We start from the raw sequence: 11,729 nt of genomic DNA, 5'->3' as shown, positions 1-11,729 counted from the left end.
TGAGCCAGGATCAAACTCTCCATAAAAAGAAATTTGATTAGCTCAAATTGTTTTGCTGGCATCATGTTTGATGTCCAAAATTTTGTTTCGTTCACTAACTCAAGGTTAGCTACTAAAAACTTTATTGATTACGTTTTGCTTGTTCAGTTTTCAAGGTTCATTTTTTTAATTACTGCGTCACCTCTTGGCGACTTATACATAATAACATCGATTATTCATGAAAGTCAACATTAAATCATAAGTTTTTTTAAGAACTTTATTTTTCCGTATCAATTATGCCTCGACATTGCGTCCGGAATCGGCTTTTTACTTGCACAAAGAACTCCTTTCCGATTCCGTGACATCCGCCGGAGGCATTAACTTCTGTAGCTGACGCTTTGCTTTCGCTACAAAAGACATTTGTAGCTGACGTTTCACTTTCGCTACGAAAACATTTGCTGAAAGAAGTTAAAAATATAGAAACGAGGTCGTTATGATGGTTCGTAAAACGTTGATTTCACTGTTTTTAATCTTAATACTGTTTATCTTTATAAAGCCGATAAATTCTACTATGATTTCTGTATTCAACATTGCAGATGCTCCAGCAGTTGTAACAAAAGGGCATTATGGTACATCACTTATTGTCGAAATTTCTTTCTCTGATGACAACCTGGTGGACTGGCTTAAAACTGTAAAAGAACCTTATCCGCTTCTATTGTTAGATGCTGCATGGATTGAACGTTCACCTGAGCACCTAAAAATCATTCAAGAGCGAAAACTACCTACAGGATTATTAGGGCCTGAGGATTCAGTGGATAAGCCAATTGATCTTGCCGTCGTTCAGAAAGATATTAAAATTTACGAAAAGCATTTTCAAGAAACACCACTTTGGTTTGCAACACAAAATCACCAGTATTCGCAGGATTTACAAAATAACTTATTTCAACAGCAGATGAATATACTTTCTCCCTCTCTAATCTGGAAAGGTGAAAAGACACCTAAATTACAAAAGGGAGATTTTGTTTTTATGTCTTTACACCAAAATAATAAAATCTCGTTTAAAGAGCTGAATACATTTCTACAACAAAATAAATTTATGTCGATTGAGGAAAATATATTCGGCTATAAAATTCAAACTAAAAAATCACCATAAAGTGAAACTTTAATCAGTGGGGATTTTCTTCATCCCCACTGATTATTAGTCTTCACCAATCGGACTTTTACGGGCAGTTGATCTCCCACCTATCTCTTTACTTTCGCTAAATTTTGCGACAGGAGTCTTGTACCTGACGTTTCACTTTCGGTAATTACTGCCCGTTAATGCGGGATAAAAAAGAAGTTGCCTCAACTAATAGAGGCAACTTTTTTTATGCGTTTTTAGCTTGTTCACGACGTGCTTTGCGGCGTGCTTCTAATTTTTGACGATCTACTTCGGATTTTGCATTATATTTTGGTAATACTAATAATTGATAAGCATTTACAGCGAGTAATGGGAATAGTAAAAGTGCAACATACTCGTTAATATTTTCATCGCGACCCATTAATGCAATTGTCCATTCCAGTGTTGTAACGACAATCATAAAAAATAAAGCCGAAATGAACACATGTTTTTTCCCTGTTAATTTTACTTTTTGAATAGCTGTTGCTATAGCACCTACTATTAATACAATTAACAAACCAACATAGAATAACCAGCTTTGTCCATCTTTTACACCTGGTATAAAGCGGAAGAATATAATATCAAAAATAGTAAAAGCAATTAATAATAGCTGTACCCAATTCCATAATGTAAGTGTTCTAAAAATATTTACTCCCACTTGATGGAGCGTTAAATAAGCAAAAAAGCCCGCTTGTGCAATAACACTCATTGTAAATCCTAAGAAAACCATCCATAAAAGTCCTGCTAAAAATTCACCCCAGTGACCGTTTGTTATGTATGGTTGAAAGAAGTCCCATCGAATAAATAAACTGCAAATTCCGTTGACTGCGCCACCAACGAGCATTGCAAAGAAGAAAAACTTTGCCCAATTTCGTATCGTCACAACTAAAAGTCCCCCAATTTCTCAATATAATCTGTACTTATTTTAACAATGCATTGTTAAAAAAGCTATTTCTCATCGTAACCAATACATAAAGTCATCATAAATGTGAACAATAATTGAAAGAGTCTATTTATAGAAAGGACTGATGATTGATGCGAAAATTCTTCTTACTACTAATCCTAATGCTTTTTCTTTCTGCCTGTTCACAAGATAAAGCCACTACCATGTCCTATGATGAAATAAAAAAAATAATGATTGACTCTTTACAAACCGAGGATGGTAAAAAGGCGTTGCGAAAGCTTTTAGAGGAACCAAGCTTCCGTGAATTATTGGTGTTGGAGCATGATGAAGTCAAGAAAGCTACCGAAGCTACCTTGCTTTCCAAAGAAGCAGAAGACTTTTGGAAGAAAACATTCGAAGATCCAAAATTCAAGGAAACTGTAGCTAAAAGTATGCAAAAACAACAACAGGATATTATGAAGGAATTAATAAAAGACCCCTCTTTCCAAAAAGATATGGAAGCTTTCTTTGGCCAGCCAGATATGCAAAAGCAGTTAGAGACTATTCTAAAATCCTCCAATATGAGAAAACAAACAGAGGAAATCGTCAAGGAAACGATTGAAAGTCCGCTTATGCAGACAAAATGGCAGGAGCTTATTAGGAAAAGTGGTGGCGAGGCAGGTAAAGCTAGCGGCGGCAAAAAAGAAGCTGGCGGTGGTGAAGGTAATGAGCAAAAGGGCTCTGAGTAACCATTCATATATGCAAAAACGGATTTCCTCCATTGTTCGAGGAAATCCGTTTTCATTTATTTATTTAATTTATTAATGATGTTCGTCGCGATATCTAAATATATTTGTCCTGTTGTATGTTTTTCAGCATAAACAGAAGGTGCAAAATCTTCCTCTGACCAGTCAGGCTGACCAAGAGGAATTTGACCAAGTAGCTCTGTACGTAGTTCTTCTGCTAACTTAGGACCTCCACCTTGACCGAATACGAATTCACGGTCACCTGATTTCGATTCATACCATGCCATGTTTTCAATAACACCTAAAATTTCATGATCTGTTTGTAAAGCCATTGCACCTGCACGAGCTGCAACGAACGCTGCAGTTGGATGCGGTGTTGTTACAACAATTTCTTTTGAAGAAGGAAGCATTTGGTGAATATCTAATGCAACGTCACCTGTACCTGGTGGTAAATCCAATAGTAGATAGTCTAGTTCACCCCATTCTACATCACGGAAGAACTGATCTAACACTTTACCTAACATCGGTCCACGCCATACAATCGGTGCGTTATTTTCAACAAAGAAGCCCATTGAAATCATTTTCACACCTAAACGATCAACAGGGAAAATTCGATTATCTACCACTTTAGGCATATCTGTAACACCCATCATATCAGGCACACTGAAGCCATAAATATCAGCATCAATTAAGCCAACCTTTTTACCTAGACGAGCTAATGCAACAGCTAAGTTAACTGATACTGTAGATTTCCCTACACCGCCTTTACCAGAGGCAATTGAAATAACTTGTACTGTGCTAAGTGGAGATAAAATATCTTGTGCCTCAGCCTCAGTTGCTACACCACGGAAGCCCTGTAGTTTTTCTGCTGACAGCTCTTCGAAACGAATACCAACTGTATTTGCACCTGCTTCTTTCAAAGCTTCAACAATTTTCATTTGTAGCTGTAATTGTTCAGGTGTATTTGTTTTAGCAATCGCAATTTTTACACTAACGTGATTCTTCTCTTCTTTTATTGCTACATTTGTAATACCGCCTGTTTCTGCAAATGATTTATGTAAAAATGGATCTTGTAGTTGTCCTAATATTTCTCGTACTTGTTGTTCAGTTATCACGACGAACACTCCCCTTATATTATCTCAATGTTAGTATATCATAATGACTTGATTTACGTTGTGTAGTTGCTCTATTCAATTTTTGCTAATAAATACTCTTCTATACCTTCAACAATAGCATCTCCCATTTTTTCTTGGTATTTCTTATCAGTTAATAGTGCACGTTCCTCATCATTACTTATAAATCCTGTTTCTACTAGTGCAGCAGGTACTTCAGCTTTTTTCAGTAAATATATTTGTTGTATAGACATTGCTTCTCGGTCTGTATTTTTCAAATTAGTGCGAATGGAATCTTGAATGCTCTTTGCTAATAATTCACTTTCAGCATGTCCTTCTTTATGATAAAACACCTGTGCTCCACGCCATTTTGTTTCAGGAATGGCATTTGCATGAATTGTAATAAAAAGATCCGGTTTTTCATTTTCTACTATGTCTTTTCTTAAAAAGATGTCCTGCTTTTTTCGTTCTCTCAATGTTCCATACTTTTCTGATGACGCGTGCTCATCGATAACATCGCCATCTTTTGTTCGTGTCATTACGACTGTTGCGCCTTTTTTCTTTAATTGCTTCTCCACATGCTGCGCAATTGCAAGTGTAATATCCTTTTCAATTACTTCGCCCTTTGAAGCACCTCCATCCTGACCTCCGTGTCCCGCATCAATGACAATTTTTATGCCACCAAGTGGGTCCGGTAAGAAGAAGTTACGGTTCGAAGCATTCGTTTCATATGCCACGACCACTATACTCATTAGCATAATTACTCCTAGTGCAAGCCAGCGCTTCACCCATATCCACCACCCTTTTACAGATAGTGTACGAAGTTAGTGATTGAACTATGCCAGAAAGTAAAAAAAACTCTCAAGTATTAAGATTGAGAGTTTGAGCTTGTAATGGAAGATACTTTTTTAGTAATACTAAAACGGCATTAATCCATTAATAATACATGGATTAAAGCCGTTAATTTTTATTTTAGTGTAAATTCTGGTTTAAACTTACCTGCATAAGGTTCATGCTCAACAAATACTGTTGTATCCTTACCGTCTTTATCTTTACCAGTTCGGATATATGTGAATTTCTTATTATTTAGCTCAGTAATTTCGAGCACAGCCCCATATTTATTGTCACCAATTGAAACATGAGCTCTTAATTTATTTCCATCGATCACATTAAAGTATCCATAGTCTCCACGACTTTTACCTGTTTCAGGATTGAAAAATTCATATTTATTCGTATTAGCATCATATTTCGCAATGCTAATAAAATTTGTATTATATGATGTTACATCATTTTTGTTTGCATCTAATACAACTGTTCCTTGCCAAAGCGTACCAGCTAAAATTTTATCTCCATCTACGTCCTGAACAATAGGGCCCGTAGAATTATTTAATTTTTTATCTGGTGCAGTAAATGTTAAGTGTCTTTCCTTATAAGGGACATGATCAACGAATACCTCTACATCGCTACCATTTGCATCTTTCCCCATTCGTTTATAAGTAAACATTTTATTTGTTAGCTTAGTAATATCCACAATTTCTTGGTAATTTTTCCTTTCTGAGATCAATATTCTATGCTTTCCATCATTCGTAAAAAAGAAAATCCCTTTATCGTCGATGCTTCCAGCTGTATTTGGATCGAAGAATTCATAGCGTCCTGAATCAGCGTCATATTTCGCAAGGCCCATTAAATTTGAATTTTCTGCTGTTAAGTCTTTATTATTTTTATCGTAAACTTTTGTGGCTTGCCAATCTGAACTACTCAGAATTTTAGCCTTTGCTTGACCGTCTGTTATTTCTACCTGTCTTTGATTTGCATTATTTCCTGTTCTTACTTCTTCAGTTTTTTTCACGTCAGTTTTATTCCCACATGCACCAAGAAGCGCCATTGCCGTAATTGATAATATTAATAGCCTTTTCATATACTGACCTCCATTTTCAGAATAAACAACCTGAAAATAGTATCAGCCATTTCTATATAAAATACACATCGCAATTGCTATTTATACAACAACAGTGCAGTAGGATATTTTGAAACACTTGAACTTGAAGTATCAAAGCATTTGCCAAATAAAAAAAACCCTTCTCGAAAATTCGAGAAAGGGCTTGTAAACGTTGATATAACAACGATATTAACGTTTTGAGAACTGAGGTGCACGACGAGCGCCGCGTAGACCTGGTTTTTTACGTTCTTTCATGCGTGAATCACGAGTAAGTAATCCAGCAGATTTTAATGCAGCACGGAAATCTGGGTCTACTTGAAGTAGAGCACGAGCGATACCGTGACGTACAGCACCAGCTTGACCAGTGTATCCACCACCGTTAACGTTTACGTGGATATCGTAGCTTCCTGTAGTTTCAGTTGCTACTAATGGTTGTTTAATTACTTCACGTAATGCAGCGAATGGTACGTATTCTTCGATTTCACGTTTGTTGATAACAATTTTACCTGTACCTGGTACTAAACGTACGCGAGCTACAGAGCTTTTACGGCGACCAGTGCCGATGTATTGAACTTGTGCCAAAGTAATATCCTCCTCTTAATTTATATTATCCGCGAAGCTCGTAAGCTTCTGGTTTTTGTGCAGCATGTGGATGCTCTGTTCCAGTGTAAACGTTAAGTTTAGTGAACATTTTGCGACCTAAAGAGTTTTTAGGAAGCATTCCTTTAACTGCTAATTCGATCATTCTTGTTGGGTACTTATCTAGCATTTCACCAGCAGTACGAGTTTTTAAACCACCCGCAAATTGAGTATGGTGACGGTAAAGTTTACCCTCTAATTTGTTACCAGTTAAATGGATTTTGTCAGCGTTGATGATGATTACGTGATCACCTGTGTCAACGTTTGGTGTGAATGTTGGTTTATGTTTACCACGTAAGATAGCAGCTACTTCAGAAGCTAAACGTCCAAGAGTTTGGCCTTCTGCATCAACTACTAGCCATTTACGGTCTACTTCGTGACCTTTAGCCATGAATGTTGTACGCATGTATATATCCTCCTAATCGATTCGATTACCGTTATTTTTCATTAAACTACACTATAAGTTTTCGGGGCTTATTTGTGGTGGTAATGAAAATACCATCTGTTATCATATAATGAATGACTTTTAAAGTCAAGCAATTTCAATAAACACCTGGAGAAGTTGTTCAGATTCCTTGATTGTTTAAATTAGGGCATTTGAGAGCCTTCATTTTGTTAAATATACAAAAAATTCCCCATCAAGAATTCTATAACATTCGCCAACTGTTCTCCTTCATAACTTGTCATCAAAAGCTGGGGATGACATTTGTTAAAACGTATTCAATTTATATAAGTTGATTGGAGTGGAGGCTGGGCGACTCCTTGGGGATTAGCGTCACAGATGAGACCCTGGAGCGAGCAACGCGAGTGAAGCGGCTCATCGGACGCCCCCAGGAAGCTTTGCTCTGTGCGAAAGCGAAGCGTCAGCAACAAAGCGCCCAGTCGGAACGGAAATCAACCACACGTTATGGTGATAAACCTTTTTAATAAAAGACTTTCTCAAGATACAGACCTTGTGGAGGTGCAGTCTTGCCCGCCTTATCGCGATTCATAGATTTAACGACTAACTCCACGTTCTCAATGTCACGACGTCCTATACCAACTTCCCAAAGTGTGCCTGCAATGATACGTACCATATTATATAAGAAGCCATTTCCTTCGATCACCATATGAAGCTCTTCACCGTACCATTCAAATTGTATTGTAGTCACTGTACGGACCTTATCTTTGACACTTGTATTGGCTGCACAAAAGCACGAAAAGTCATGTGTACCGATAATAGCCTTTGCTGCCTCCTGCATTGCCTCAACATTCGGTTTCACACCATTTGTCTCTACAGTGTATTGTCTGCGGAATGGACTCTGTACAGGCTCACATGACCATATATATCGGTACCGCTTTCCTGTTACACTGTAGCGCGCATGAAAATCAGCAGCTGCTTCTTCTATCGACATTACCCGAATATCTCTTGGCAGTTGAACATTTAACGCCTTCATGTATTTATCTACTGGAATCGCGAGTGGTGAATCAAAATGCAATGTTTGGCCTGTTGCATGCACCCTTGCATCTGTACGTCCACTAGCTGTTACCTTTATCTTTTCCCCTTTATGCATAATGGCTAAAACACGCTCAATCTCAGCCTGTACTGTGCGTTCTCCAGGCTGTACTTGATACCCAGAAAATTGCGTTCCATCATAACTTATAATTGCTTTTAATCGTCGCATAAAGCTTACTCCTTTTAACTTCTATAGAAGAATAGTAAAACGGCCATCGCTACTAATAACACAAGTGAAAATGTATCACTCATATCCCATTTTAGCTTACGATATCTCGTACGCCCTTCGCCTCCACGGTAGCCTCTTACTTCCATAGCTGTTGCTAAATCTTCGGCTCGTTTAAAAGCACTTACAAAGAGAGGTACTAGTAATGGCACAACCGCTTTAATACGATCCTTTATTGGTCCAGAAGATAAATCCGAACCACGTGCCATTTGTGCTTTCATAATTTTATCTGTCTCATCCATTAATGTTGGAATAAAGCGCAATGAAATAGACATCATCAAAGCTAACTCATGTACTGGCACTTTCACCGCTTTTAATGGATTTAGCAGCACTTCAATGCCATCCGTAATGGAAATTGGTGATGTTGTAAGCGTTAAGATAGATGTCATAAACACTAGCACTAGGAAACGTATCGAAATAAAGACCCCTTGTCGAATACCTTCTTCGTAAATGGTAATAAACTTCCACTCAAATATTAGGGCACCTTCTTTCGTCATAAAAATATGAATTAAGAAGGTAAATACCATTAAAAAAATTACTGGCTTTAGACCATTAATTAAAAAATACAGACGAATATTTGATATTAGCACAATGAGTAAGGTAAAAGCTAATAGCAAGGCATATGTCACTGTGTTGTTTGCTAAAAAAACAATAATAATGAATGCAAACACAAATATAAGCTTTGATCGTGGATCGAGCTTATGAACTGGAGAATTTCCGGGAAGGAAACGACCAAATATCATTTTCTCCATCATGACTGTCCACGCTCCTCTCTTAGTAACCGGGCAATTTCAGTTGCTAGCTCTTCTTCGGTTAAGCAGATCTTTGAGAAGGATTTGTTTATCATTGTTTCGATTTTTTGTTGAAAGCGTACGATACGAGGTGGTTCTAAGCGGAAATTTTTTAATGTCTCTACATCTTTGAAAATTTCTTGTGGCGTGCCACTTAGTACATTTTTCCCTTCATGCATAATGACAATATTGTCTGCATAACGAGCTGCGTCCTCCATACTGTGCGTTACAAGAATCGTCGTTAGGCCGCGTTCCTTGTGAAGCTTATAAAACATATCCATAATCTCTTTCTGACCGCGTGGATCAAGCCCTGCAGTTGGTTCATCTAAAACAATAACTTCAGGTTCCATCGCTAAAACGCCAGCAATTGCTACCCTGCGCATTTGTCCCCCTGATAAATCAAAAGGTGATTTTTCAAGTACGTTCTCTGGTAAGCCAACTAAGCCTATAAGTTCTTTTGCTCGTGCTTCTGCCTCTTGCTCTGATACACCAAAGTTCATAGGGCCAAACATAATATCCTTTAATACGGTTTCTTCAAACAGCTGATGCTCCGGGAATTGAAACACAATACCAACCTTTTGACGTACAGCCTTTAAATCCTTCGCCTTTTTTCCAGCTACAACAATGCGCTCTCCAATATGTACTTCCCCAGAGGTTGGTCTTAGAAGTGCATTAAAATGCTGAAGAATTGTCGATTTACCAGAACCCGTATGTCCGATAATTGCCTGATACGTATGTGAAGGGATTTCAAAATCTACATCGAATAATGCACGTTTTTCAAAAGGTGTACCCTGTGAATAGGCATAGCTTACTTGTTGAAGTTTGATGTCCATAAATCATTCACCAACTCTTCTTCTGTCATATGTTGTCCCATTAATGGAACACCTTCCTTTTGCAATAACTTTGATAACTTCATGGCAAATGGTAAGTCTAGTCCAAACTCAACTAGCTTGTCCCCAAGCGCAAAAATTTCACGAGGTGTACCCTCTGCAAATTTCTTTCCATCATTCATAAAGAGAACACGATCTGCAAGCATAGCCTCCTCTAAATCATGCGTAATAGATATTACCGTTAACCCTGTTTCAGCACGTAAAGTTTGCACAGTGTGTAATACCTCAGCACGCCCCTGTGGATCTAACATAGAAGTAGCTTCATCTAAAATAAGGAGCTTTGGTTTCATTGCAAGTGCGCCTGCAATGGCAACACGCTGCTTTTGACCACCAGATAAGTGGTGTGGCTCATGGTCTAAAAAATCGCTCATTTTTACTTGCTCAAGTGCTGCATGTACACGGTCTACCATCTCTTCAAAAGGTACTCCGTTATTTTCAAGAGCAAAAGCAACATCATCCTGCACTGTCGCTCCAACAAATTGATTGTCTGGATTTTGGAAAACCATGCCTATCTGTGAACGGCTTTCCCATAGGTTTTCTTCACTTAATGGTTCACGTAATATACGTACATCGCCCTGCTGTGGGTATAACAAACCATTCATAAGCTTTGCAATGGTGGATTTACCAGAACCGTTATGGCCAACGATGGCAATCCATTCCCCTTCCTGAACCGCAAAACTTACATTTTCAACCGCATTGCGGCTTTCATTTTCTTCTGGTGTATATGAAAATGTCACATTATTTAATGATAAAATTTCTGGCATTTCTAGAACTCCTCTCTACATGCTCAGCTCTACTAACTAACTTACACTTTTTTATGTATGAATTCTACTACAATCATTATGTCGATAAAAGAAAAGTGCTAAAATCACTTTTCGTATATTTTTTTAAAACAAATAGGACTAAATATAATTTATAAGATATTCAAATATTGGAGTGATGCACCCCAAACATTCCAGTGACTGCCATTCTATAAATCAGCCTATAAAAAAAAGCACCACTAAATTGGCGCTATCATACTTCCCTAAAAAATAAAAAAGCGCGCACCTCATTCGATAGAAATGCGCTAGTCGTTACATTTTCAAGAAACACGGGTGCTCAAGCCCTTGTTCCATTTGAATGAGGTGCGGAGAGCTAAACGAGACGCCACACAACAGTGTCCGCTCATCATAACGCTCAGCTTAATTATTTGTCGTATAAATCGTTTATAAAAGAAAGAGGGTGGTGATTCCACCCTCTTCACCACTTGTCTTCTCTTATGATTAAACTAATTCAATCACTACAACAGGTGCACCGTCACCACGACGAGGACCTACTTTAAGAATACGAGTGTAACCACCTTGACGCTCTGCATAACGTGGTGCAACATCATCAAATAACTTTTGAAGTGCAAATGAAGTTGTTTCGTTACCTTCTGCATCAGTAGTTGTTACTAGTTCACGACGGATGAATGCAGCAGCTTGACGGCGTGCATGTAAATCACCGCGTTTACCTAAAGTAATCATTTTTTCAACAGCTTTACGTACTTCTTTAGCGCGAGCCTCAGTAGTTTCGATACGCTCGTTGATGATTAAATCAGTAGCTAAGTCACGTAACATCGCTTTACGTTGAGAACTTGTACGACCAAGTTTTCTGTAACCCATGGATGTTTCCCTCCTTTATAAAAAAATATCTGATCTTGTAAGTTTTGTTTAAATCGCTTAGTCTTCTTTGCGTAACCCTAAACCAAGCTCTTCTAACTTCGCTTTTACCTCTTCAAGTGACTTACGTCCAAGGTTACGAACTTTCATCATATCGTCTTCTGACTTATTCGCAAGTTCTAGTACTGTGTTAATACCAGCGCGTTTTAAGCAGTTGTAAGAACGAACAG

General features: G+C 37.9%; 14 protein-coding genes. 2 read left to right on the top strand and 12 right to left on the bottom strand.

The window, feature by feature from the left end; all coding sequences use genetic code 11:
* The first annotated feature begins 472 nt into the window (after nucleotides 1-472).
* Entirely contained in the window at nucleotides 473-1,132 is a 660-nt protein-coding gene (locus ACIQ7T_RS09925) for a hypothetical protein (protein WP_370077692.1), read from the top strand.
* Between the two features lie 214 nt (nucleotides 1,133-1,346).
* Here the strand turns inward: ACIQ7T_RS09925 and ACIQ7T_RS09920 are convergent, their stop codons facing one another.
* Nucleotides 1,347-2,021 (bottom strand): KinB-signaling pathway activation protein, encoded by a 675-nt coding sequence (locus ACIQ7T_RS09920; protein WP_370077694.1) that lies wholly within the window; start codon nucleotides 2,019-2,021, stop codon nucleotides 1,347-1,349.
* Nucleotides 2,022-2,173: 152 nt separating this feature from the next.
* Here ACIQ7T_RS09920 and gerD point away from each other — a divergent pair, with 152 nt between their 5' ends.
* Nucleotides 2,174-2,770 carry a spore germination lipoprotein GerD gene (gene gerD, locus ACIQ7T_RS09915; RefSeq protein WP_370077696.1) on the top strand — a complete coding sequence of 199 codons (597 nt, stop codon included), beginning with the start codon at nucleotides 2,174-2,176 and terminating at the stop codon, nucleotides 2,768-2,770.
* Nucleotides 2,771-2,826: 56 nt separating this feature from the next.
* Here the strand turns inward: gerD and ACIQ7T_RS09910 are convergent, their stop codons facing one another.
* The 11 genes from ACIQ7T_RS09910 to ACIQ7T_RS09860 form a co-directional block, all read right to left on the bottom strand.
* Nucleotides 2,827-3,882, bottom strand: coding sequence for a P-loop NTPase (locus ACIQ7T_RS09910; protein WP_370077698.1), 1,056 nt, complete (start codon nucleotides 3,880-3,882; stop codon nucleotides 2,827-2,829).
* A gap of 71 nt (nucleotides 3,883-3,953) precedes the next feature.
* Nucleotides 3,954-4,667, bottom strand: a complete 714-nt coding sequence (locus ACIQ7T_RS09905; RefSeq protein ID WP_370077700.1) for an N-acetylmuramoyl-L-alanine amidase — start codon at nucleotides 4,665-4,667, stop codon at nucleotides 3,954-3,956.
* A gap of 179 nt (nucleotides 4,668-4,846) precedes the next feature.
* The gene (locus ACIQ7T_RS09900; protein ID WP_402870021.1) at nucleotides 4,847-5,797 is read right to left on the bottom strand and encodes a DUF4822 domain-containing protein; all 951 of its coding nucleotides are present in this window, start codon (nucleotides 5,795-5,797) and stop codon (nucleotides 4,847-4,849) included.
* 210 nt (nucleotides 5,798-6,007) lie between these two features.
* Nucleotides 6,008-6,400 carry a 30S ribosomal protein S9 gene (gene rpsI / locus ACIQ7T_RS09895; RefSeq protein ID WP_004233744.1) on the bottom strand — a complete coding sequence of 131 codons (393 nt, stop codon included), beginning with the start codon at nucleotides 6,398-6,400 and terminating at the stop codon, nucleotides 6,008-6,010.
* A 25-nt stretch (nucleotides 6,401-6,425) separates the two neighbouring features.
* The gene (gene rplM, locus ACIQ7T_RS09890; RefSeq protein WP_004233742.1) at nucleotides 6,426-6,863 is read right to left on the bottom strand and encodes a 50S ribosomal protein L13; all 438 of its coding nucleotides are present in this window, start codon (nucleotides 6,861-6,863) and stop codon (nucleotides 6,426-6,428) included.
* Between the two features lie 517 nt (nucleotides 6,864-7,380).
* Entirely contained in the window at nucleotides 7,381-8,121 is a 741-nt protein-coding gene (gene truA / locus ACIQ7T_RS09885; protein ID WP_402870018.1) for a tRNA pseudouridine(38-40) synthase TruA, read from the bottom strand.
* Between the two features lie 14 nt (nucleotides 8,122-8,135).
* A complete protein-coding gene (locus ACIQ7T_RS09880; RefSeq protein ID WP_402870015.1) occupies nucleotides 8,136-8,933 on the bottom strand; it encodes an energy-coupling factor transporter transmembrane component T family protein in 798 nt (265 codons plus the stop codon).
* Complete coding sequence (locus ACIQ7T_RS09875) at nucleotides 8,930-9,802, bottom strand: energy-coupling factor ABC transporter ATP-binding protein (protein WP_402870013.1); 873 nt, start codon at nucleotides 9,800-9,802, stop codon at nucleotides 8,930-8,932. The genes ACIQ7T_RS09880 and ACIQ7T_RS09875 overlap by 4 nt, the downstream gene beginning before the upstream one ends.
* Complete coding sequence (locus ACIQ7T_RS09870) at nucleotides 9,778-10,623, bottom strand: energy-coupling factor ABC transporter ATP-binding protein (RefSeq protein ID WP_402870010.1); 846 nt, start codon at nucleotides 10,621-10,623, stop codon at nucleotides 9,778-9,780. The genes ACIQ7T_RS09875 and ACIQ7T_RS09870 overlap by 25 nt, the downstream gene beginning before the upstream one ends.
* A 498-nt stretch (nucleotides 10,624-11,121) precedes the next feature.
* Nucleotides 11,122-11,502 carry a 50S ribosomal protein L17 gene (gene rplQ / locus ACIQ7T_RS09865; protein WP_012296051.1) on the bottom strand — a complete coding sequence of 127 codons (381 nt, stop codon included), beginning with the start codon at nucleotides 11,500-11,502 and terminating at the stop codon, nucleotides 11,122-11,124.
* A 57-nt stretch (nucleotides 11,503-11,559) separates the two neighbouring features.
* A partial coding sequence (locus tag ACIQ7T_RS09860; protein WP_275579669.1) for a DNA-directed RNA polymerase subunit alpha C-terminal domain-containing protein occupies nucleotides 11,560-11,729 on the bottom strand: 170 nt, incomplete at its 5' end.

Origin of the sequence: Lysinibacillus sp. NPDC096212, from assembly GCF_044763105.1 — a bacterium.
GTDB lineage: Bacteria > Bacillota > Bacilli > Bacillales_A > Planococcaceae > Lysinibacillus.
Note: the sequence above shows the minus strand (reverse complement) of the source record. Positions and strands in the feature narration are given on the sequence as shown.